This window comes from Pseudomonas fluorescens, assembly GCF_001902145.1.
Classification (GTDB): domain Bacteria; phylum Pseudomonadota; class Gammaproteobacteria; order Pseudomonadales; family Pseudomonadaceae; genus Aquipseudomonas; species Aquipseudomonas fluorescens_BV.
This window is the reverse complement of sequence record NZ_MRST01000018.1, coordinates 65,849-88,458: the sequence shown is the minus strand read 5'-3', so window position 1 is coordinate 88,458 and position 22,610 is coordinate 65,849. Positions and strand designations below refer to the sequence as shown.

Annotated in this window: 17 protein-coding genes and 1 pseudogene; 9 read left to right on the top strand and 9 right to left on the bottom strand. The window is 59.4% G+C overall.

Going from position 1 to position 22,610, the window contains the following annotated elements; translation table 11 throughout:
- Positions 1–98 precede the first annotated feature (98 nt).
- Positions 99–3,728: a hypothetical protein gene (locus tag BUE92_RS05470; RefSeq protein WP_143169948.1), complete on the top strand. Its 3,630-nt coding sequence runs from the start codon at positions 99–101 to the stop codon at positions 3,726–3,728.
- Between the two features lie 87 nt (positions 3,729–3,815).
- Here the strand turns inward: BUE92_RS05470 and BUE92_RS05465 are convergent, their stop codons facing one another.
- Both BUE92_RS05465 and BUE92_RS05460 read right to left on the bottom strand, forming a co-directional pair.
- Complete coding sequence (locus BUE92_RS05465) at positions 3,816–4,766, bottom strand: alpha-E domain-containing protein (RefSeq protein WP_073522385.1); 951 nt, start codon at positions 4,764–4,766, stop codon at positions 3,816–3,818.
- Positions 4,767–4,768: 2 nt separating this feature from the next.
- Positions 4,769–6,178 (bottom strand): circularly permuted type 2 ATP-grasp protein, encoded by a 1,410-nt coding sequence (locus tag BUE92_RS05460; RefSeq protein WP_073522382.1) that lies wholly within the window; start codon positions 6,176–6,178, stop codon positions 4,769–4,771.
- Between the two features lie 418 nt (positions 6,179–6,596).
- Here BUE92_RS05460 and BUE92_RS05450 point away from each other — a divergent pair, with 418 nt between their 5' ends.
- The 4 genes and pseudogenes from BUE92_RS05450 to BUE92_RS05440 form a co-directional block, all read left to right on the top strand.
- Positions 6,597–7,142, top strand: coding sequence for a hypothetical protein (locus BUE92_RS05450; RefSeq protein WP_073522522.1), 546 nt, complete (start codon positions 6,597–6,599; stop codon positions 7,140–7,142).
- A gap of 150 nt (positions 7,143–7,292) precedes the next feature.
- Complete coding sequence (locus BUE92_RS05445) at positions 7,293–11,258, top strand: hypothetical protein (RefSeq protein ID WP_073522378.1); 3,966 nt, start codon at positions 7,293–7,295, stop codon at positions 11,256–11,258.
- 166 nt (positions 11,259–11,424) lie between these two features.
- The gene (locus tag BUE92_RS28725) at positions 11,425–11,559 is read left to right on the top strand and encodes a hypothetical protein (protein ID WP_256673937.1); all 135 of its coding nucleotides are present in this window, start codon (positions 11,425–11,427) and stop codon (positions 11,557–11,559) included.
- A gap of 19 nt (positions 11,560–11,578) precedes the next feature.
- A pseudogene (locus BUE92_RS05440) lies at positions 11,579–11,797 on the top strand (xylulokinase); the annotation flags it as partial.
- A gap of 205 nt (positions 11,798–12,002) precedes the next feature.
- Here BUE92_RS05440 and BUE92_RS05435 read toward each other — a convergent pair.
- A complete protein-coding gene (locus BUE92_RS05435) occupies positions 12,003–12,446 on the bottom strand; it encodes an Lrp/AsnC family transcriptional regulator (RefSeq protein WP_073522373.1) in 444 nt (147 codons plus the stop codon).
- Between the two features lie 108 nt (positions 12,447–12,554).
- Between BUE92_RS05435 and BUE92_RS05430 the strand changes: the two genes are divergently transcribed.
- Positions 12,555–13,463 (top strand): DMT family transporter, encoded by a 909-nt coding sequence (locus BUE92_RS05430; RefSeq protein WP_073522372.1) that lies wholly within the window; start codon positions 12,555–12,557, stop codon positions 13,461–13,463.
- Between the two features lie 75 nt (positions 13,464–13,538).
- On the opposite strand, the gene BUE92_RS05425 is transcribed toward BUE92_RS05430, so the two are convergent.
- The 3 genes from BUE92_RS05425 to fabF form a co-directional block, all read right to left on the bottom strand.
- A complete protein-coding gene (locus tag BUE92_RS05425) occupies positions 13,539–15,518 on the bottom strand; it encodes a peptidase U32 family protein (protein WP_073522371.1) in 1,980 nt (659 codons plus the stop codon).
- 620 nt (positions 15,519–16,138) lie between these two features.
- A complete protein-coding gene (locus BUE92_RS05420) occupies positions 16,139–16,519 on the bottom strand; it encodes a RidA family protein (protein WP_073522370.1) in 381 nt (126 codons plus the stop codon).
- 71 nt (positions 16,520–16,590) lie between these two features.
- Positions 16,591–17,859: a beta-ketoacyl-ACP synthase II gene (gene fabF / locus BUE92_RS05415; protein ID WP_073522369.1), complete on the bottom strand. Its 1,269-nt coding sequence runs from the start codon at positions 17,857–17,859 to the stop codon at positions 16,591–16,593.
- A gap of 108 nt (positions 17,860–17,967) precedes the next feature.
- Between fabF and BUE92_RS05410 the strand changes: the two genes are divergently transcribed.
- Positions 17,968–18,444: a winged helix-turn-helix transcriptional regulator gene (locus tag BUE92_RS05410; protein ID WP_073522368.1), complete on the top strand. Its 477-nt coding sequence runs from the start codon at positions 17,968–17,970 to the stop codon at positions 18,442–18,444.
- 4 nt (positions 18,445–18,448) lie between these two features.
- Here BUE92_RS05410 and BUE92_RS05405 read toward each other — a convergent pair whose 3' ends face one another.
- From BUE92_RS05405 to BUE92_RS05395, 3 genes are all read right to left on the bottom strand, one after another.
- Positions 18,449–19,318 carry an isocitrate lyase/PEP mutase family protein gene (locus BUE92_RS05405; protein ID WP_019820071.1) on the bottom strand — a complete coding sequence of 290 codons (870 nt, stop codon included), beginning with the start codon at positions 19,316–19,318 and terminating at the stop codon, positions 18,449–18,451.
- Between the two features lie 110 nt (positions 19,319–19,428).
- A complete protein-coding gene (locus BUE92_RS05400) occupies positions 19,429–20,097 on the bottom strand; it encodes a DUF3313 domain-containing protein (RefSeq protein ID WP_073522367.1) in 669 nt (222 codons plus the stop codon).
- A complete protein-coding gene (locus BUE92_RS05395; protein WP_073522365.1) occupies positions 20,097–20,408 on the bottom strand; it encodes a hypothetical protein in 312 nt (103 codons plus the stop codon). The genes BUE92_RS05400 and BUE92_RS05395 overlap by 1 nt, the downstream gene beginning before the upstream one ends.
- Before the next feature lie 164 nt (positions 20,409–20,572).
- On the opposite strand from BUE92_RS05395, the gene BUE92_RS05390 reads away from it, so the two are divergent.
- Both BUE92_RS05390 and BUE92_RS05385 read left to right on the top strand, forming a co-directional pair.
- Complete coding sequence (locus BUE92_RS05390) at positions 20,573–21,283, top strand: response regulator (protein ID WP_032900604.1); 711 nt, start codon at positions 20,573–20,575, stop codon at positions 21,281–21,283.
- A complete protein-coding gene (locus tag BUE92_RS05385) occupies positions 21,280–22,608 on the top strand; it encodes an ATP-binding protein (RefSeq protein WP_073522363.1) in 1,329 nt (442 codons plus the stop codon). The genes BUE92_RS05390 and BUE92_RS05385 overlap by 4 nt, the downstream gene beginning before the upstream one ends.
- Positions 22,609–22,610 lie beyond the last annotated feature (2 nt).

Below are 22,610 nucleotides of genomic sequence, written 5' to 3'. Positions count from 1 at the left end.
TGTGAATTCTGACAGTAGCCAATGCCTGGCTCTTGGGTGTTTGATTGGCTCAGGCACGTCCCCGCCACGAGGGGCACGACACCACCGAGGACATCGCCATGGCCAACCATTCCTATCGTCGCCCAGCCCCACACTCGGAACTGCCACCGGTGGACATCCCGTTGCTGCATCCGGCAATCGAAGGCGATATCGAAAAGGCCGATGGTGGAATTGGCGTGTCGCATACCCTGCGGCCCCTGGTGGTGCACATCGACAGGCCGGACAACACACCCTTGGACACGCTGTTTGAGTTGTTCTGGGGGCCGGGCAATCCGGTGGCGTTCAACCTGATCCGTGAAGGCGACGAGCAGCTCAGGCGTATCCCTTTCACTGTCCCAACCGACGATATTCGCGAGTCCTGGGCCGACCCGGTGTACGTGGTGGTGAGTCGGCCCAGTGATAGTCCTCTGCAAACCCAACCCTTACGCTTGCGGGTCAACCTGCAATATCCCGGCGGGCAGGACCCTGGCCCGGCACCGGGTAATCAGAACCTCGTATTTGAGTTGCCGGAGGACGTACGACTCGGTGGGGTCGATGCCGCACGGGCGGAGCAAGGCGTGGAGGTCATTTTCAGGTCTTGGTTGCACATGGCGGCTTATGACCTGCTTATCTTTGTATGGGGGTCGGTGCGAATCGAGCGGCTGATCCAACCCGACGAAGTCGGCAGGGATATCATCTACACCCTGAGCGAAGCCGATATCAAGGAAGCCGGAGACAGTGAATTGCTGCCGGTCGGGTTTCAAGTACGCGGCAATACCGGCAATACCCCCGACCCTTGGGCCCCCTGGTCTGAAACGGCGCTGGTTGCGGTGTACCTGGAAACGGATCGCCTCACTGCACCGTGGGTGCAGGTGCCTGAGACGGACCGGGAAATCGATCTCGACCTACTGGGCAGTCGAAACGTACAACTGGGCCTGTCGATCGGGGTTGCCGATGCCAGGCTCTACAGCCATGTTTTTCTGTACTGGAACGGTGTAAATGCCCAGGGCGGCTCGGTTTCCCATTTTGAAGATCGGGTATTGGCCGGTGCAAAGGGCTATTTTTTCGATATCGATAACGACCTGGTCCGCGCAATTGCCCAGGGCAGTGCCACGGTGTATTACGAGTTGAAAGGTGCCGACGTCGACGACAAACGCTCGCACAACCGCTACCTGACGGTAATTGGCGAGGTGGTCAGATGGCCGGCGCCGACCGTGGACCAGGCCGAGGGCTGGACACTGGACCCAAGCCTGGCGTTGATTACCCTGCGTTTCCCGGCTCAGGCCAGTTGGAGCAGTGCCGACCGGTTGCAAGTGACACTCTTGGCGAGCGCTACGAACGGCACCGTCGACTACACCGCCGGTCGTGAGGTCGGTGAGTTCCTCCCAGATGAGGAGATGACGTTTGACGTTCCTGGCACTGAGCTTGCGCGTTTTGACGGGCGCCTGGTTGAAGTGTTCTACAGCGTGTCCCACAACAACGAACCACCCCAGGAATCCCTGCGTCAGGTATATCAGGTGGGTGAGCCCGTACGCGATATGGACAAACCGCAGGTCGAGAAGGCTGTCGGGGGGCAACTGGATCCGGATGAGGTCCGTGACGGCGCCAAGGTGACGGCCCCCTTTGCCGAGACCAAGAAAGGCGACTGGTTGACCCTGTACTGGTACGGCCTGGTGAGCTCGCCACCCCTGCGGGTTCAGGTGGCGGCGGACGCCGAGATTGTGAACTTCCACGTGTTGTACGACTACATCGGGCCTAACCTGGATGAGTGGGTCTCGGTGTTTTATACCCTGGAACGTGGCGAGCAAAAGCTGCGCTATTCCAACGTCACCGAGCTGTTTATTGGAAGTGGGCTGGCGGATTTGCCGGTAGCGGATTTGCGCCAGGCCAGCATTACCGGTCCGGAAACGGCCACGCTGGCTCCCTTGAATGCGCTCGAAGGCGGCACCCTGATCATCAGTTATCCCGGCATACACGATGACGACTTTATTCAGCCCAGGATGGTCGGGTCAGCAGGTGCCGGTTCGCCGACTATCCCCGGCAAACCGGGGAATGCGGCGGCAGGGTGGGTGGCGTTTGATATTTCCAAGGCGGCGATTGCGGCGAACATTGGTAATGCCAACAGGACGTTTACCCTTGACTACGTCGTGACGCGGGGTATGGAAGATGTGTCGTCGAAGATTTTGACGGTGACGGTAACGCCGATACCGCAGGCTGAGTTGGCCAAGACGGTGATCAGGCTCAATCAAGCCAATGCCGCGACGAACGTTCTGGACATTGACAGCTTCACTGGAAACGCGATGGCCCATATAGGCACATGGCCATTTATCACTAATCTGTATCCGGTTTCGTTGAAGTTTCTTGGGAAAACAGCCCAAGGTGCTGATCATCCTCTTACCCTGTTCAACATAAACAGCTCCTATGTCAATCAAGCGTGGGTCGCCAACGGGAGTTATGAGTATCGCCTCCTGCGCACATACTTGGATGGGTTGGGTGATGGCACCCAACTGAAGATGGAATTCAAAGCAGCTTTCAGTCTAAGTAAGGATGAAGCCCAGGCCATCGATTTTCCGATAGTGGAGTACACCGTCAGCAAATTACTGGCTGAATTCCCCGTTCCCAGGTTGACCCAAGCCAGTGGCACCGGCACCTCAGTAACGCTCAATCCCTTGAATGCGCAAAACGGCGGCACGGTCTCGGTGGAGTACACGCCGATGTACACCACTGACAGTATCAAGGTGATGATGGTGGGAACGGCCGGTTCGGGGTCTCCAGCGATTCCGGCCAAAAATGGGGTGACCAGCGGGGTGGTGACTTTTAATATTCCCAAGACTGGAATTGCGGCCAACATAGGCAATGGCAACAAGACGTTTACCATTAAATACGACGTGACTCGAGATGGGATAACCGTGGCGTCCAAGGTCTTGACGGTGACGGTGACGCAGGTGACCAACTTGCCGAGGCCGTTGATTAATAATGTTGCTCACAATGGCACATTGAATGTTCTCAACTTACCGGATAACACCAAACTCACGGTCGCGGCGTGGCCACTTCAGTATTCGGGTATGAAAGCCTGGTTGATTTTCCATTGCGTCGGTGCGAACCCGAATCCTTATTATTATTGGAACGCCCATTTGCACCACTCTACATCGGGGGTTGACATCACGGCACCGGTAAGCTGGCTAAAAGCCTGTCGAGACAACAGTCGAGTGTCAATTGATTTTAAAGTAGCCTATGACCCGAACGCCAGTGAGGCGGGGGCTGTCACTTTTCCGAGGACCGAATATGTAATTAATTCACCTCCACCTTTTGAAGATATCACCCGATTTGATGGTGGGCAGCGGAATGGTTGGGAAGGGAGAGGCTTCATCGAGGTGGAGGGTGGCAATACCTATTTTCATACTGGAACCGATGCAGGTCATGGAGCTTCAGGCCTTATGAAATCTTATAGAGATACTATTGATGGCATCTACGAAATAAGCTTCAAGTATAGATATACGAAAACGGGGACCATCAGCGCAGGGCTGCTTGTTAAAACCCATAATGACTATAAGAGAATATCTGTTCCGTCACCTGTTTATAGTTGGACGATTTGTTCAGTGCCACTTATGATGCGCGGTACTAATACGGTCGAAATTTGGCTAGAGGTGGTGAGCGGAACGGGGAGTACAGTATTTAATCTGGATGATATTGTGGTCAGGCGGCTCTAACTATCAGATGTCAGCGGGCGAAGGTGCGGGTGGATTTACTTAAAGTAAATCCACCCGTACCTTCCATCACCTATAGGACGACGGGCCTTAGACCACTTCCAGATACGAACTATGAATCGCCCGCGCCAACTCCCGTACGGTATCAATAAACTCCGTCAACCGCCGATGCAACCCATCCTCCAGAATCTCATCAATCCCCGTATACCGCAGCCGCGCTTCAAACTCGGCGGCCAAGCGCTGCGCCGTGCGCCCATAACTGCCCGGTAGGTCCGCAAGGATATAACTCAACTCCTCGATACACGCATGCAGCGAACGCGGCACATCACTGCGCAACAGCAGCAGTTCCGACACCGAGCGGGCGTTCAGGGCATTGGGGTACAGCTCGGTGTACGCCTCGAATGATGACAACGCGCGGAGCAGGGCGCTCCACTGGTAGTAGCCGCGGGCCGACAGGTCGCTGACTTCTTCGGACTCTTCGCCGAACATCTCGTAGCGTGCATCCAGCAGGCGCAGGGTGTTGTCGGCGCGCTCGACAAAGGTGCCCAGGCGAATGAAGCGGTAGGCGTCATTGCGCATGATCGTCCCGGAAGTGGCGCCACGAAACAGGTGCGAGCGCTGTTTGACCCAGTCACAGAAGTGGCTGATGCCGTGCCGTGCCAGGCCGCCGGCGGCAATGCTGCGCATTTCCAGCCAGGTGGCGTTGAGGTTTTCCCACATGTCGGCGGTGATGCGGCCGCGCACGGCGTGGGCATTGCCTCGGGCGGCGCGCAGGCAGTTGTAGATGCTGGCCGGGTTTTCTTCGTCGAGGGCGAAGAAGTGCAGCATGCGTTCGGCATCCAGGGTCTGGTGACGTTCAAGGTAACTGTCCAGGGTGCCGCTGCTGAGCAACGACATGGCCAACTCATCCAGACCATCGCTGCGCCCGGCCTGGGGCATCAAGGACAGCGAATAACTGACTTCCAGCATGCGCGCCAGGTTCTCGGCGCGCTCCAGGTAGCGCGACATCCAATACAGGTCCGCAGCGGTTCTACTTAACATACTCAGCCCTCCACCACCCAGGTGTCCTTGGTTCCGCCGCCTTGCGACGAGTTGACGACCAGCGAGCCTTCCTTCAGCGCCACGCGGGTCAAGCCGCCGGGCACCAGGCGGGTTTCCTTGCCCGAGAGTACGAACGGGCGCAGGTCGATATGCCGGGGCGCAATGCCGTTTTCGACGAAGGTCGGGCAGGTGGACAGGCTCAGGGTGGGTTGGGCGATATAGGCATGGGGACGGGCCTTGATGCGCTGGCGGAAGTCTTCGATCTCGGCGGCTGTCGACGCCGGGCCCACCAACATGCCGTAGCCGCCGGAGCCCTGGGTTTCCTTGACCACCAACTGCTCGAGGTTGGCCAGCACATGGGACAGTTCATCGGGCTTGCGGCATTGGAAGGTCGGCACGTTCTGCAGGATCGGTTCCTCGTCCAGGTAGAAGCGGATCATCGCCGGAACATAGGGGTAGATCGACTTGTCGTCAGCCACCCCGGTGCCGATGGCGTTGGCCAGTACCACATTGCCGGCGCAGTAAGCCGCCACCAGCCCCGGCACGCCGAGCATCGACTCGGGGTTGAACGCCTGGGGGTCGAGGAAGGCGTCGTCGATGCGCCGGTAGATCACGTCCACCGCCTTGGGGCCGTCGGTGGTGCGCATGAACACCTTGAGGTCATGCACGAACAGATCAGCGCCTTCCACCAGTTCCACACCCATTTCCCGGGCAAGGAACGCGTGTTCGAAGAAGGCGCTGTTGAAGCGCCCAGGCGTCAACACCACCACATTCGGGTTATCGAGGCGGCTGGCGCTCTTGAGGGTCTTGAGCAACAGGTTGGGGTAGTGGTCCACCGGTGCAATGCGCTGCTTGGCGAATACTTCCGGGAACAGGCGCATCATCATCTTGCGGTCTTCGAGCATGTAGCTCACGCCGCTGGGGGTGCGCAAGTTGTCTTCCAGCACGTAGTAGGTACCGTCGCCGTCGCGCACCAGGTCGACACCGGAGATATGCGAGTAAATGTCGCGGTGCAGGTCCAGGCCGACCATCGCCTTCTGATAGCCCTCGTTGCCCAGCACCTGTTCTGCCGGAATGATCCCGGCCTTGATGATGCGCTGGTCGTGGTAGATGTCGGCGAGGAACATGTTCAGTGCGTTGACCCGCTGGATGCAGCCACGCTCGATCAGGCTCCATTCACTGGCGGGGATGCTGCGGGGAATGATATCGAAGGGAATCAAGCGTTCGGTGTCTTGCTCGTCGCCATACAGGGTGAAGGTGATCCCGGCGCGATGGAACAGCAAATCCGCTTCACGGCGACGCTGGGCCAGCAGTTCCGGCGGCGTATTGGCCAGCCAGCGAGAGAAGTCCTGATAGTGCGCACGGCATACGCCGTTTGCGTCATTCATTTCATCAAAGAAAGATCGAGCCATTCCAGTACCTTGTCAGTGCCCAGTGTGGCTTTGGGTGGCACTGCCGCTTAAAAAAACGCATGTTTTTATGAGCCCGTGGCTGAAGGTGCCAACAGGCCTGGTCCTTACTTTCTTATGGGGGCGGCTCTGGGTCGGGGGGTAACGCATGCTCCTGTTTTCCGGGTGGTGAATGGATAAAGCAATGCCTGTGCCGGAATGCCGTTAATCCGCGGTAAACCCCCTGTAGGAGCGAGCTTGCTCGCGAAAAATGTCAACGATGACGCGGGCTTCCTGAATAAACGCGGTGCCGGTGAGTTTTTCGCGAGCAAGCTCGCTCCTACAGAGGGCGGCGGTTGCCCTAAACTGGTGCGTCAACCCACTTGAACTTCACCGAGCCCCGATTCTTCTAAGGAGTTTCGTCACCTTGTGGAGCACCGTCGTGTCCAGAATCATCTCCCCCCACACTCCGGAAGCGGCCCTGAACGACCACAGCGAACACAACGCAAAGATATTCGGCTCGCCCAAGGACCGCCTCGACTTTTATCGGCGCGAGATCCAGTACGAAACCAGCATCCTGGCCAACCGCACCGACGCCTACCTGACTGCGCAATCCTTCCTGGTGATTGCCTTTGTCTCCGGCATGGGCAACCTCAACCCGGAATGGGGCAAATTGTTCACCCTGGTGGTGCCGATCTTCCTGGTTTCGCTGGGCATTCTCAGTTCGCTGAATGCCTGGCCGGGTATCCGTGCCGCGTATGAAATCATCGACCACTGGCATTACAAGCAAAGCGAATTGCTGCACAGCGAGCCGGTGATGGGCCTGGCCTACGATGAATCGCCGCTGTTTTCCGAGGTGGAGTCGAGCCACAAGGGCTATCGCAAGTCATTGTTGTTTTCCATGCGCGCGCCGTGGTTGTTCATGGTGTTTTGGCTAGTGCTGGGTGTCTATGCGTTCTATATCCAAATCGACAATCCCATCCGATGAGTAACAACGACGCAGCAGCGCTCAGATCAACAGGGCAAATATCCGGCAACGCATACATAGCGGCTTTCATGGAATCATTTAGGGGTTTCAGACAAAGAGAGGGGGTCGGGAGAAAGACACTCCGATATTCCCTTAGAGAGCTTTTGAAAAATGACAGATGCCTCCCTCGTTTCTCCTATGCAGAACAGATCTAGCCATTTGCAAAGTGTGCCGATATTGGCTGACACGCAGACTGCAGTCACACACCGCAGCGACAGTGCGACCCACGCATTGCTGCCGGGTGACTACCACACCGAAGCCGACAACGAGTTGGCGCCGATCTATCGTGCTGCGTTGCTTGAAATTCAGGGAAATGCGACTCGCGATGCCGGGATCCACGTTTATCCTATTCCCTCGGCCTCGACATTCGGGCGGTGGTGGTCGCAACTGGGCAGCGCAATGAGTTCGCAGGAAATGCGCCAATGGATGGAGGCGGTTGGCGTGGATCCTTCGACAGTCGTCCTCAAGCCCGGCTCGGGTGAGATCACATACAGGCTCAGGCGCGAACGTGATCCGCAGCGTGTGTTGCACACATTGGGTCAGGGTGACACACGGTGGGAGGCGGTGAGCGGGCCGGTGTTGGCGGCCGCAAGGATTATCGTGGCGGATGACCCGGTGGCGCGTGTACATCCCCCCTTGGATTCAGGCAGTGAGCGCGCGCCACTGGAAACCGTCAGGCTGTTTTATAAAGAAACAGCGACGCCCACGCAGGCCGCTGCCCAGGCACGCGCTGCAGAGCTGCTAAGGGATAAGACATTTATTCAATTGTCTGCAGATCAGGATCGCGCGCTGGGTCAAAGCCGTAGCCACGAGGTGCTTGAGCGCCATAAGGCTGCCTTGGGCGATATCAATTTGCGATACCAGGCAGGCTATAGCTTGCTGGATCTATCTCGTTGCCTGGAGGAAGGTCAGTACGAGGAAGTCGCCATTGGCGACGAACTGGTCCGACAGAAGCTCTATGCCCCGGTGGAGGGCAGCTACAAACCGGCCAATGCAGGTACATTCAATCGCATCAGCCTGATGCAGTATCTGGATGACCACGGATTAAACATCCCTACCAACCGTGAACAATTGGATAACCTCGCTAAAGCACTGATGACCCCCGAACCGCGCGCGCAGGTGCATGGCGATTACTCGGGGGCACTGGGGTGGCCTCAACCTGTCGACCCGGTAATCTATCAGGACCTGAGGGCCGTACTCGCGCAAGGCAAGGTGGGTGATATTGAGCTGGGTGCCTTCAAGAACGTACTCGAATACCTGTTGGATAAATGGCCGGTTTCCGCGTCTGAGGCCCGTAGCCCACGGCAATTGATCGACAACCTGGTCGATTCTCCCAAGGGCAGGACGCTGGGCGCTGCCCTTAAAGCCCATTTCGACGCGAAGTCCATCAAGGGCAGTGCAAATGATTGGCTGCTGGCTGCCATTAGCCAGGATAAGCACGCCGAGGTAACGGTTGGACAGGCCAACTCACGCCTGAACGTCGAAGGGTATCGGCTGATGTCAGCCGAAAACGCAGGCAAGACCGCCCAGGCGGTGGTGAACGAATTGCGCCTGGCGCTGGTAACGGGAGGTAAGGCAACCAACCTGCAAACCGCCTCCACGTATACTCATCTGCTGCTGTCCAGCCGTGCCCCCGAGTTGCTCGTCAAAGACATACCGAATGAGATCGTCCTGGGCTCGCATGGCTGGGTCAGCTTTGTGACCGCCGCGAGGCGAATCGCAGCTAAATCCCCTGGTGCGACAGCGACGATGACGTATTGGCAGGTGATGAAGCACGCCAGCATTGCTCCCGTCACACGTGAAGAACAGCGTCATGAATACCTCGCTCAAACCGAAGCGCTCAGGGACTGGGCGGTGGCCAATGGGATGGGGTTTCCTTCAACGAATGAAGCGATGACGGTAGTACGTACGGCGTTCAATGCACAGATCAACGAACTGAAGGCTGCCTCGCAAACCTCGATTGCAACGGCTCCGAGGATGCGTGATTTCACGTACGCCTTGGTGAAAAAAGAACTTCCGGAGATGACCCTCGAACAGTTCGAGAAAAAATGCATTACCCTCCAACCCCCAAACAGGCATTTCCCTGGTCCCTATTCAGTGGCGGACCTGTGCATGGACGGACGGGCACTGCGCTCTACGCCGCCAGGCGCCAATAGTGACTGGGGAACCTCTGCCTTGGCGTGGATGCCATGGAGCTTTGTCCCAAGCCTCAATACCGCCGCAAACACTCAAAAACCAGGCTCATGGTTTTCTTCATCGCCCGACGTCGATATCCCGAAGGTCTTGAATGCGCTCAAGTCGCTTAAGTCGCTTCCGGATATTTCCCAGCCGTTCAATGCGGCATTTTCGAGCTTCGCTGCTGATCTGGAAAAAACCACCAGAACTCAGATCAAGCACCTGATTTCGACACTGCCGCTCGAGGACCGTCAGAATCTGGAGTACGGGAAAATAACCGTCACCAAGCAAATGAACCTGGCCAGGGAAAATAACGGGCAGCCCAGACGATCGCGAGTTACTGAAGGAAGAGTGCTGGTCAAGACTGAACGCGACGATCAAGTCCACACTTACGAGATTGATCGCTTGAATAATACGATTCTAAAGCGCCGCGACCTGGGGGACTTCCAGACAGGTGAGCGTACATCTGTAGGCAGCCGCCCTTATACAATGTTCGAAGTCATCACGCCTTCGGGTGAGTACACACCGCAGTTGACCGACGAACGCACGGGCACCCCGGGTATTCCACGTAGCTTCAGCAGTGAAAGAACCGCCTATATAGCCGATGCAGTGATCAAGGACATCGATCTGCCGGCTGCCAGGCAAGCCGCCAAAGGCGTGACCACCTTCGATACAGAAGTGCCCACCTATAAAACCGCGAGTGAGATTGCCCTGAACTTGATCCCACTTCGTTCGGCGATCGTCAACTTTCAAAAGGGCAATTTGGATGAGGCAGCTAACGACTTGATGCTGGACATTTTTGGTTTCGTTGTGGGCGTCGGTGCCGCAGCCAAAGGCGCCAAGGCCGTGGCGTCCGGAGCTTCGGCTCTCAGCAAGGCAGGTCACGTCGCCAAGATTGTCGCGCGGACGGCCGTGGGTAGCCTCAACCCTTTAGACGGTGCCACTGATCTGGCCCGCAGTCTCTGGGCCGGCGCGCGCAGAACGATCACCGCCGGGCAAAACACCGTCAATTACTTGCGCGGTGCGATGCGCAACGTGGACGTGCTGGATGTGATCAAACATCCCGACATTGCCCAGGGCACCGTCAAGACAGCGCAGGGCAGCAATGAAGGCAGAGTATTGGCCATGTTCGATGAACCCACCAATAAATGGTATGCCTATGACCCGCAGCAACAAAAAATGTATGGCAAACCACTGGAAGGCTTCACCGCCGACAGTTCCAGCCTGGTCAACGGTCGCGCCGCGGGCACGCTCGACGACAGCCTGCTCAGCCGGGGGTTGGCGAGTGACAATGTGGTGCGTATGGGCGGCCCGATGGAGAATCTGATCTTTATCGGCAACGAGATTCACACCTTTGAAGACACCTACAAAGGTACCAAGCGCCTGAACATTTCCGCCCACGGCCTCGCGCCGGGCCAAGCAGACCCCTACCTGTTCAACGGGACCCGCGTCGTGGTTGACGGTGTCGCGTATGACGCCGAAGGCCTGTTTAACTTGTTGAAAGGAAAAGGGGTAAACCCCACGCACTACGATAATGTCCGCTTGCTGGTATGTCACGGCGCGGATGGTGTCAGCACCTCCTTCGCGCACGAATTCCAGAAGATTGTCGATCGGCCGGTCAAAGCGTTCGAAGGCCCCGTGACCCTTAACTACGGCGCCAGCCCGGTGACGGATGACCGAAATCGTCTCGCAGCGAAAGTCAATCAACGGTATCCGGCACTTAAGCCAGATGAAGCGAAGTCGATGGCCAATTTCCTGATTCGACAGGAGGCTGCCACAGGCGCACCTCATGAGGTCTTTAAAAACCACGGCCAGAGAATAGTCATCGACACGACGCCCGTGGGTGGCTCTCCGTCCAGTCATGACGTAATCGTCAATTATAGGCCGCGCCATTTTCCTTGAGGGTTAACGTTTGAGTCAGGCGCACTGCGTGCCGGGTGGTTCAAGTGAGGTTTGGCGCAACCGCGTAGCGACTGGATGGAACTTCACCCCCGGGCGCAGCGCCTTACCTATATTCAAGCCTGAAACCGATATCGATACCCAAGGCAGATAGAGAAAGGAGACGCTCATGCCAAAAGAACTGGACGAAGGTCCCAACGATCCTGGAAATGAAGACCCCGGTTCGTTGATGGACGATGCCGAGGTGCCGCTTAAAGAACCGGATGACGCAGCGGACGCCGGCCATACCAAAGATCAGGATTGATCCGACGGTGGGCCGCGGGGAGCGGGAGATATACACCTTGCAGGGCAGTGAATTGAGCGCCTGTATTGGTGCGGCGAAGTTGGGATTTATGGCGATTGGGCAGGGGGCAGACCTGCTGCAGTCGGGGATGGGGGTCAAGGTGCACCATGTGCCGGATGATGAACAGCGGTCGGTGCTGGAGACGCGCTATGCCAGGTTTCATGGGTTGCTGAGCGCAGCCAAAAAGCTGCGTGACTGAACGCCCCCCTGTGGCGAGCGGGCTTGCCCCGCGTTGGGCTGCGAAGCGGCCCCAGAACAGTCACCGCGTTCTACCAGGCAGACCTCATTGGCCGGATCAGGGCCGCTTCGCGCCCCAACGCGGGGCAAGCCCGCTCGGCACGACAAACACTTGCCACAACAAGGCCTGCTCGCCACAGGAAGGCCGCTAAACACAACAATCGCCATTACTGATCCGACAGCGGCGGCAACCGCCGTTTCACCGGAGTTTTCTTGACGATGGCGGTGTTGGTTTCGGCATACGCATTGATACGGTCAAGCAAGCTGTCGAGGTGATCCATGGTGCGCACATGTAGGCGTGCGATAAAGCAGTCGTCCCCGGTGACCTTGTCGCACTCTGTGAATTCGGGGATCGCCTGGATCTGGCGCTCCACTTCCTGCAATTTGCCGGGCAGGGGGCGGATGCGCACGATGGCTTGCAGCAGGTAGCCGAAGTGCCTGGGGTCGATGTCGACGGTGTAGTGGGTCAGCACGCCGCGTTCTTCCAGGCGCCGCAGGCGTTCGCTGACGCTTGGCGAGGACAGCCCGGTGATGCCTGCCAGGGCCTTGAGGGACAACCGCGAGTCGTCCATCAAAGCGGCGATCAATTGCTGGTCGATGGTGTCGATCATGGTCTGTGCCTAATAAGAAAAGGTGATTTCGGGGGTTTGCCTTTTTTAGTCGCTATAGCCGTTGCGAACAGATTGCCATACTGGAGCCTCACTTGAGGAGCCTCAATCATGGATTCATCCATCCGTCGCGGGTCGTGGGAAATGGTCGCCGCCATGCTGATCTCGGGCAGCATTGGCTGGTTTGTGCTGGTGTCTGGCGTGTCGGTGATCGAGGTGGTGTTCTGGCGCTGCGTGATCGGTGCGCTGACGCTGGTACTGGTGTGCGCCTGGCTGGGTTACCTGCGCCTGGACCTGCTCAGTTGGACAAAACTGGGGCTGGCCGTGCTCAGCGGCGTGGCCATCGTCGGCAACTGGTTGCTGCTGTTCGAATCCTATTCCCGTGCCTCCATCGCTATCAGCACCGCGGTGTACAACGTGCAGCCGTTTATCCTGGTGATGCTGGCGGCGGTGTTTCTCGGTGAAAAAATCACCGTGCAGAAACTGGCGTGGTTGAGCGTGGCGTTCCTGGGCATGTTGGCGATTGTCACCGCCCATGGCGAACAAACGGGTGGCGGTGATTACCTGGTAGGCATCGCGCTGGCCCTGGGTGCGGCATTTTTGTATGCGGTGGCGGCGTTGATCATCAAGCGCCTCAAGGAAGTACCGCCGCATTTGATGGCATTGATCCAGGTGACGACTGGCGCGCTATTGCTGGCGCCACTGGTGCCCTGGAATGGCCTGCCGGCATCCACCACGACGTGGGCGGCCTTGGTCACCTTGGGGGTGGTGCACACGGGTTTGATGTATGTACTGCTGTATGGCGCGATCCAGAAACTGCCGACGGCCATTACCGGCGCACTGTCGTTCATCTACCCGATTGCGGCGATCTTTGTGGATTGGATTGCGTTCGGGCATCGCCTGGGGTGGCTGCAATGGCTGGGCGTGGCGGCGATTCTGTTGGCCGCGGCAGGGTTGCAGCGGGGCTGGTGGTGGCCCCGCAACCTGGGTAGGAGCGAGCTTGCTCGCGAAGAACGTTAACGAAAACGCAGCGCATCTGGTTGAAACGCGGCGTCCTCAGGTTTTTCGCGGGCAAGCCCGCTCCTACAAGAGCGGTTAGTGCGTGCCCTGGTAGATAAGGTTTTGCGGGTTGAAATGCTCCACCGCGCTGCCAGGCTGCGGCAGGCCGAGGATATGCCCCTTGATCTTGCCCACCACGTGCATTTCGCAGGGTTTGCAGTCGAACTTCAAGGTCAGCACTTCGTCACCGTGGATCAATTGCATCGGCGCCACCTTGGTCTTTACCCCGGTCACACCCTTGGCCTGTTTAGGGCACAGGTTGAACGAGAAACGCAGGCAGTGCTTGGTGATCATCACCGGCACTTCGCCGGTTTCTTCGTGGGCTTCGAAGGCCGCGTCGATCAGCTTCACGCCGTGACGGTGGTAGAAGTCCCGGGCCTTCTGGTTGTAGACGTTGGCCAGGAACGACAGGTGCGCCTCGGGATACACCGGCGGCGGCGAAGTTTCAGCCTTGCGCCCACCCCGCGGATGTGCGGCGACGCGTGCGGCGGTCAGTGCTTCGATCACTTCACGGCGTAACGCCTTGAGCTGCGAGTTGGGGATGAAGAACGCCTGCGGCGCATCCAGTTCGATACGGGTGGCGTGGTACTCGGTGGTGCCGAGTTGGCCCAGCAGGTCGCGCAGGGTGTCCAGCGCCTGTTCCGGTTTGTTGGCCACGCCAAACGGGCCGGGCAGGGTGACGCTGGCGCTGATGCCTTCTTCGCTGGTCGCGGTGATTTGCAGCTGCTCTTCACGCAGGCATGCGACCCATGACAAGCCGATACGGCGCTCGGCCGAGGTCTTGAGCAGGGCCTGTTGCCAGTTGTGGTCCAGGTTGCGATTGAGCGGGTGATGCGGACGCAGTTGATGCAGGCCGGCCGGCATTTCGTTGGGCTCGACGCGGTAGCGGTAGCGCTTCTCACCGTCTTCCTCGAACTCACCCTTGGGCTCGGCGATGTTGGCGCGAAAGCCCACCACCTCACGCTTGATCAGCACATTGAGGCCGTCGCCGTTGGACAGCGGCTCATGGGTGACCACCTGCAAGTCGCGCTTGCCGGCTTTTTCCACGGTGCCCACGGGCAGGCCGGTAAAGGTCGGGGTGTCAAAGGCGCCGATGTCGATCTTGCGGTCGCTGACAAAGTAATCGGTGCTGCCACGGTGGAAGGTTTTTTCCGGGTCGGGCATGAAGAAGTGCGCGGTACGGCCGCTGGAAGCGCGGGCCAGGTCCGGGCGGTCTTCGAGGATCTCGTCGAGGCGCTGGCGGTAGTAGGCGGTGATGTTCTTCACATAGCCCATGTCCTTGTAGCGGCCTTCGATCTTGAACGAACGCACACCCGCTTCGACCAGGGCGCGCAGGTTGGCGCTCTGGTTGTTGTCTTTCATCGACAGCAGATGCTTTTCAAAGGCCACCACGCGGCCTTGGTCATCTTTCAGGGTATAGGGCAGGCGGCAGGCCTGGGAGCAGTCGCCACGGTTGGCGCTGCGGCCATTTTGCGCGTGGGAGATATTGCACTGCCCGGAGAACGCTACGCACAGGGCGCCGTGGATAAAGAACTCGATGGCGGCATCGGTCTCGTCGGCGATGGCGCGGATCTCTTGCAGGTTCAACTCGCGGGCCAGTACCAACTGCGAGAAACCAGCCTGGTCGAGAAACCTGGCCCGGCCCAGGGTGCGGATGTCGGTCTGGGTGCTGGCGTGGAGCTCGATCGGCGGAATATCCAGCTCCATCACGCCCAGGTCTTGCACGATCAGCGCATCGACACCGGCATCGTAGAGCTGATGGATCAGCTTGCGCGCCGGTTCCAGCTCGTTGTCATGCAGGATGGTGTTGATGGTGGTGAAGACGCGGGCGTGGTAACGGCGGGCGAATTCCACCAGTTGAGCGATATCGCTCACCTCGTTACAGGCATTATGGCGGGCGCCGAAGCTCGGCCCGCCGATATAAACGGCGTCGGCGCCGTGCAGGATAGCCTCGCGCGCAATGGCGACATCGCGGGCAGGGCTGAGCAATTCCAGGTGATGCTTGGGCAAGGACATAGTTTTTTAGTCAGGCTTGTCACGGTTGAGGCGCGCATTGTAGCCGTGAAATGCCTGGGCGGCATCTACCGCAGGGCTGTCGGGCCTAATGCAAGTCCGTTGAGCGAACGCATTACTCAACGCAACGAAGAACCAATGTGGGAGCTGGCTTGCCTGCGAAGACGGCCTGACAGTCAACACAGCTGGACCGTGTACATATCCATTCCTGCGGTAACGGCCACTTAGGGTTCCGCTTTTACAGCGGCTCACTTTTGAAAAGCGCAAAAGTAAGCAAAACGCTCTTGCCCCACCACTCGGCACCTCGCTCAGGCTCGGTGTGCCCGTAATCCGCCAGTGATTTGGGGGGCCGCCGCCACGCGCCATCCATGGCGCGGGGCGGCTAAACCGGCATCCCTGCCGGTTTACCCCCCAAATCACTGTCGAATTCCGGCCAGCGTGGTTTAACGGGGCGCCTGAGATCAAAAGCAGATCAAGATCAAGAGCGGCTCGCTTCGCATCGTGATTACCGTTGAGCGCTACAGAGTTGTGTAGATACCTATGGCTATCGCAGCCAAGCCAGCTCCCACCTTTTTGACCGCGTTCGACATTACGATCAGATCGGCGCTAACGGCACCACAGATTCAAGCCTTGGCAGCCATCGCCGTCACTTCCACCCGCATACCGTCCACCGCCAAGGCGGCAACGCCCACTGCTGCCCGCACTGGCCAGGGCTTGGCGAAAAAGCGCTTGTAGACTTCGTTGAACGCAGCACGGTCGGCCATGTCGGTGAGGTAAATGGTCAGGTGCATGACCCGGTCCATCGAACTGCCAGCCTTTTCCAAGGCAACTTTAAGCGCTTGCAGAGTGCACTCGCTTTGCAGGGTGATATCGCCCAGCTCCAGGCTGCCATCGGCATGGGTGGGAATCTGGGTGGAGACCAGGATGCCGTTGAAGCCGATCACGTCGGAGGAGATGGAATCGGCGTCCGGGTCAGGGGTATAAGACAGGTCGTGGTTGGCCATGGGCACCTCGTGTTGGCAGGAACAGAAAGGCGCCATGGTCGGTGAAATTCAGCCCAAGGGCAAACCCCGGCTTATATCCAGCGTCGGAACAGTACGCTGGCGTTCACGCCGCCAAAGCCGAAGCCATTGGACAGCGCATATTCAATCGGCATGGGCCGCGCCTCATCGCGCACCATGTCCAGGCCGTCGGCGAGGGCGTCCGGGTTTTCCAGGTTGAGTGTTACCGGCGCGATCTGGTCACGCAGGGCAAGCACGGTGAAGACGGCTTCGATGCCCCCCGCGGCACCGAGCAAGTGGCCGGTGGCGGATTTTGTCGAGCTGATCGCCGGGCTGCCGCCGCTACCGAATACCGTTTTGATCGCTGCCAGCTCGCCTTTGTCGCCCACCGGTGTAGAGGTCGCGTGGGCATTCAGATACTGCACCTGCGACGCCTCGATGCCCGCCTGGCGCAACGCTTGAGTCATTGCCCGGCGCGCACCGTCACCGTCTTCAGGCCCTGCGGTCATGTGATAGGCGTCTGCACTGGTGCCATAGCCCACCAATTCGGCAATCGGCTGCGCACCCCGCGCCAGGGCATGTTCCAACTCTTCAATCACCAGAATGCCGGCGCCTTCGCCCATCACAAAGCCGTCGCGCGCCTGATCGAAGGGGCGTGAAGCACGCTCCGGCGTGGCATTGAAATCGCTGGACAACGCTCGCGCTGCGGCGAAGCCGGCAAGGCTGACGCGATGAATCGCCGCTTCGGCACCGCCACAGACCGCGACGTCGACTTCCCCGGCGCGGATCATTCGCGCTGCGTCGCCGATCGCCTGAACCCCGGCGGCACACGCGGTTACTGGGGCACCCAGAGGGCCTTTCAAGCCATAGTTGATCGACACATGCCCGGCCGCCATGTTGCTCAGAAACGATGGAATGGTGAAGGGCGACAAACGACGCGGGCCCTTGCTGTCGGTGGTGCGCACCGCATCGGCAATGGCTGGGAAACCACCGACACCGGAGGCGATGATGGTCGCCGTGCGTTCCTGCTCCTCGGGCGTTTCGGGGGCCCAATTGGCCTGCTTCAGGGCTTCATCTGCGGCCGCCAGGGCGAACAGGATAAAGCGGTCCATCTTGCGTTGTTCCTTGGCTGCCAACAGGCGATCAGGATCAAAACCGGCTTCGGGGTCTTGCAACACACTTTGCACCTGGCCGCCGATGCTGACCGCCAGATCACCGATCAACTCTTGCGGCAAACGGCGGATGCCCGACTGCCCGTCCAGCAAGCGCTGCCAAGTGGATTCCACGCTCGACCCCAGCGGCGTCAGCGCGCCCATGCCCGTCACGACAATACGTTTATTCATGTTCAATCGACTCCTGTTGCTTGAAGGATACACCGCATATGGACGTCACTATCATCATGAAAGTAACATGGCGTCATACAAGTTGTGTACTCGCCCACAGGAATACCTATGCAGCGCAAATCGCTAATCAGTGACGAATGCCCTATCGCACGCGGCCTTGAGCGGGTAGGGGAGTGGTGGAGCATGCTGATCATGCGCGACGCCTTGCACGGCTTGCGCCGTTTTGACGAGTTCTCGCGCAGCCTGGGCATAGCGCCCAACATGCTCACGCGCCGCCTTAATGGCTTGGTAGAAGCGGGGATGCTGGAGCGCCGCGCCTACAGCGAGCGGCCGCCACGGTACGAATACGTGCCGACGGCCAGGGGCGAAGACTTTCGTATGGTGCTGATGGCGTTGGTGGCGTGGGGCAATCGGCATTACGCCGAGGAGGGCATCAGTGTCGAGGTGGTGGAACGCGAGACGGGCCTACCGGTGCAGCCAGTGATGGCGACGGAGGAAGGTGCCTTGGTGGCAATGGATCAGTGCGTGGTACAGCCCGGCCCGGCCGCCAGCGCAGGGATGCGCCAACGGCTGAGCCGTGAGTGATTGATTACTCTTTTACATCCATGAACTCTTCGGCCCACGCCACATAGCTCTCAGGCAAGGTGTAGGTATGGGTCAATTCCGTCGCACTGAGGTTCGAGGTGCTGTGGGTCAGCTGGCGCTGGGCACGCAGGCTGTCGTAAGTGGCCTTGATCGCGGCGAAGTAGGCGCCATGCCCGGCCACCACGATGCGTACGCCCAGGCTGGCCAGGCGCTCGCTGTCGTGCAGTTGTGGGTTGCCGTAGGTCACCAGCATCAGCGGAACGCTGAGGTTCTGCGCGATCTGCTCCAGGTGGTCGAAGTCCTTGACGCCGACCATGCAGATGCCGTCAGCGCCGGCCTTTTCGTAGGCCTTGGTACGCGCAATCACGTCGCTGGTGGGCAGCACGCCGGCGTTGGTGCGCGCAATGATCGACAGCGCCGGGTCGACACGTGCCTCTAGCGCGGCCTTGACCTTGCCGATGCCTTCTTCCACGGAAATCAGGTCCGTGGATTTACGCCCGAATTGCGCGGGCAAGAGGGTGTCTTCGATGGTCAGCGCCGCGACGCCGGCGCGTTCCAGTTCTTCGACGGTGCGCATCACGTTCAGGGCGTTGCCATAGCCGTGGTCGGCATCGGCGATGAAGGGCAACTGGGCCACACGGCCGATGCGGGTGGCTTGCTCGACGAACTCACTCAGGGTAATCAACGCAAAATCGGGGGCCGCCAACACCTGCAGGGAGGCGACCGAGCCGCCCAGGATTCCCACTTCAAACCCCAGGTCGGCCGCGATGCGGGCAGACATGGGGTCGAATACGGAGGCGGTTTCAACGCACAGGGGCGTTGCCAGCAGGTCACGGAAATTACGGCGTAGCGCTGAGTGAGAAATCTTGGGCATGGTCTTTCCTGGCTTTGGTCATCGTCAAGTGACGATCTATGTCTATTCGTGGTGCCGGGAGATTACCACGCAGATGCCCCTGTGATTATGACGTTTGAGCAAGACGAGGGTTATCGAGCGACTGCACTGTACGACGTACCCAGGTCGCGGGCCCAGCCGTCGAGCACGTCCTTGACGTTGTCAGCGGTCATGACTTGTTTGTCATTGGCCAGGGAAGTGCCGGTGCCTTTACGCACCATGGCCGCCACGACATCGCCGGTCGAACCATCTTCCAATGACAGCTCCGTAGCGATTTCACTGTCTCGATCGCGGATGCCAGTGGCAGTGCTCACGCCCGCTGCGACCAGGGTGATCGGCAGCCACTCATAAAACCGCAGTCCCTGGGGGCTGGTGGCGATGCGGGTGATGGCGGGGCGTACTGTGAGGGTGTCAGGGCCAGGTTTTGAGGCCAGGTAAACGTATTTGCCAAGTTCCGAGCGCAGTACCAGGTCGTAGTAGCCGGTGACGTGGGAGAGCGTGCTTTGGGGGATCTGAGCGGTGGGTTCAACAGCCGGGAAAAACTGGCTGGGCGCCAGGTAGACCTGCTTGTAGCGGCCGCGCTTCAAGGCCGGGCTGATCCAACTCATTACGGTCTGGCCCGACGGGCTCTGTTGTTCTTTAAGCAGGCTGTAGTCATGAAGAAAACCCGTATATCGCTCGGGTTCGACCTTGTTGCTGCTGCAAGCCGTCAGGCTCAGGGTGGCCGTCATCAGTAGCAGGAGTGAACATTTACGGGCCATCAATGGGTTGCCTGTTCGTTTGGATTGTCGTGTGAGGATTCGATGTGCAACTGGCCATGGGTCATGATCCAGTGGACAAGCTCGGCGATGGGAATGGAGTGGGCGTACTCGACCCAGCGCCCGGCGTCGGGGCTGTAATGTTCGAAGTAGCGGCGCAGCACGATACGGTCCAGGCCCGCGTTCAGCCCCAGGCAGGATTCCTGGAACAGCATCGGGCTATCCTGAGCCGGGGAAGAAGTGCGCTGGCTCAGTACCAATGGCGGCGCATCGCCAGCTGCTTGCTCGCTGTACCTGCTGCTCGAAACTTTCATAGGCGTCTTTCGTGAGTGGAAGGCGTGCAGAATGCCCGACAGGTTTTGCCCGAAGATGTCCGGGTTGTGTCCGTGGCGAAGGAATGTTGCTCGATTGAAATAAATGACCCCGGCGCCGGAATGGTTTTAGATGTCTTTCTTTTTTGGCCTGGGGATCTGTGAACGTGAGCAGACTGCTGATCGTCGATGACGACGTGGAAGTGCTGGCATTGCTGAAGAAATTCTTCGTCCAGCACGCCTATGAAGTTGACGTGGCCGCCGACGGCGAGGCCATGTGGGCGGCCATCGCACAGCAGCGGCCGGACACGATCATTCTTGATCTCATGTTGCCCGGCGAAGGCGGTCTGAGCCTCTGTCAGAAAGTGCGGGCGCAGTTCGGCATCCCCATCATCATGCTCACGGCCATGGGCGAGCTGAGTGACCGTATTGTTGGCCTGGAACTGGGCGCCGACGACTACCTGACCAAACCTTTTGCCCCGCGCGAACTGCTGGCCCGTCTGCGCGCTGTGCAACGGCGTGCGGGACAGTCGGTCAGTGCGGCCGACGAGCGCTCACGCCCGGTGATTGCCTTCGCCGGTTGGCACCTGGATATCACCTGCCGCGAGCTGCGTTCGCCCGAGGGCGTCATGATCCCATTGTCCGGTGGCGAGTTCGATTTGTTGGTGGTGTTTCTCGAACACCCCCAGCGCATCCTCACCCGCGACCAGTTGATCGACCTGACCCACGGCCAGGGCCACGACGCCTTCGACCGCAGTATCGATGTGCAGGTCAGCCGGCTGCGGCGCAAGATTGAGCCCGATTGCAAGCGCCCGGACCTTATCCGCACCGTGCGCAATGGCGGCTATTTGTTCACTGCCCCGGTGACCCGCTCGTGATCCGCCGCCTGTTGCGCCGCGATACTCTGAACCGGCGGATCGCCCTGACCATTCTCGCCGCGATGCTCGCCTCACTGGCCCTCAATGCCTTGTTCGTGCAGGTGGCCGGGGTGTGGGCGCGTCCGCCCATCGACCGCACGGGGTTGCTGGAACAAATGGCCGCGACGTTGAAAGTGATCGAGGCCGCGCCTGCGCCGTTGCGCTCGCACCTGGCGACAGCGGCCAGCGATGCCCGGTTGCAGGTGACATGGCATACCGACCCCGTGGATTTCGGCCTGCCCAGCGGCGGCAACGTGCTACAGGCGGGCGAAGTCCCCGGGATACAGGCGTTGTTTGGCACCGGACGCACCATTGAGGTGTACAGCCCGGACGATTGGCCGCGTGGCAGCCCCGACGCGCATTATGTGGCGCTGGTGCAGTTACTCGATGGCAGCTGGTTGTCCTTCATCCCTCCCGAACGCAGTTGGGGCCTGAGCGCACCCACACGGATCGCGGTGATCATTATTCTGGGGCTGATCGCCACCTTGCTGGTCGCCTGGATCGCCACCCGGCAATTGGCCAAGCCGTTGCAGCGTTTCGCCAGCGCTGCCAGACGCTTCGGAGGCGATCTGCGGGCACCGCCCATCGACATCGAAGGCCCCCACGAAATACGCCAGGCCACCATCGCCTTCAACACCATGCAGGCGCAGATCCAGCACTTCATCGGCGAGCGCACCCAGATGCTGGCGGCCATTTCCCATGACTTGCGCGCGCCCTTGACGCGGATACGCCTGCGCTGCGAGTTCATGGAGGATCTGGACCATCAGCACAAGCTGATTCGTGACGTCGAGGAAATGCAGTCGATGATCAACGCTGCGCTGGCGTTCTTCCGCGACGATACGGTGCTGGAGCACAGCACGGCATTCGATTTGTCCGAACTGCTGCAAACCATCGTCGACGACTATCGCGACCAGCAACTGGTGGTCGACTTCCGGGGGCCGCCCCACCTGGTCTATAACGGCCGGCCACTGGGGCTTAAACGGGTGGTGGTCAACCTGCTGGAAAATGCCGCCAAGTACGCCCGGCACCCCCGCATTGCTCTGAGTGTTGACGATCAGAGGGTGTGCATCGAGGTCAGCGACGAGGGCCCCGGGATTCCCGAAGCAGACCTGGAGCGTGTATTCGACCCGTTCTTTCGCCTTGAGACCTCACGCAACCGCAATACCGGTGGGGTGGGGCTTGGGCTCTCGGCGGCGCGGGCCATTGTGCGCGAGCAGGGCGGTGAGCTGAGCCTGAGCAATCGACGTGGTTCGGGGTTGGTGGCCCGGGTTGAATTGCCGCGCTAGCT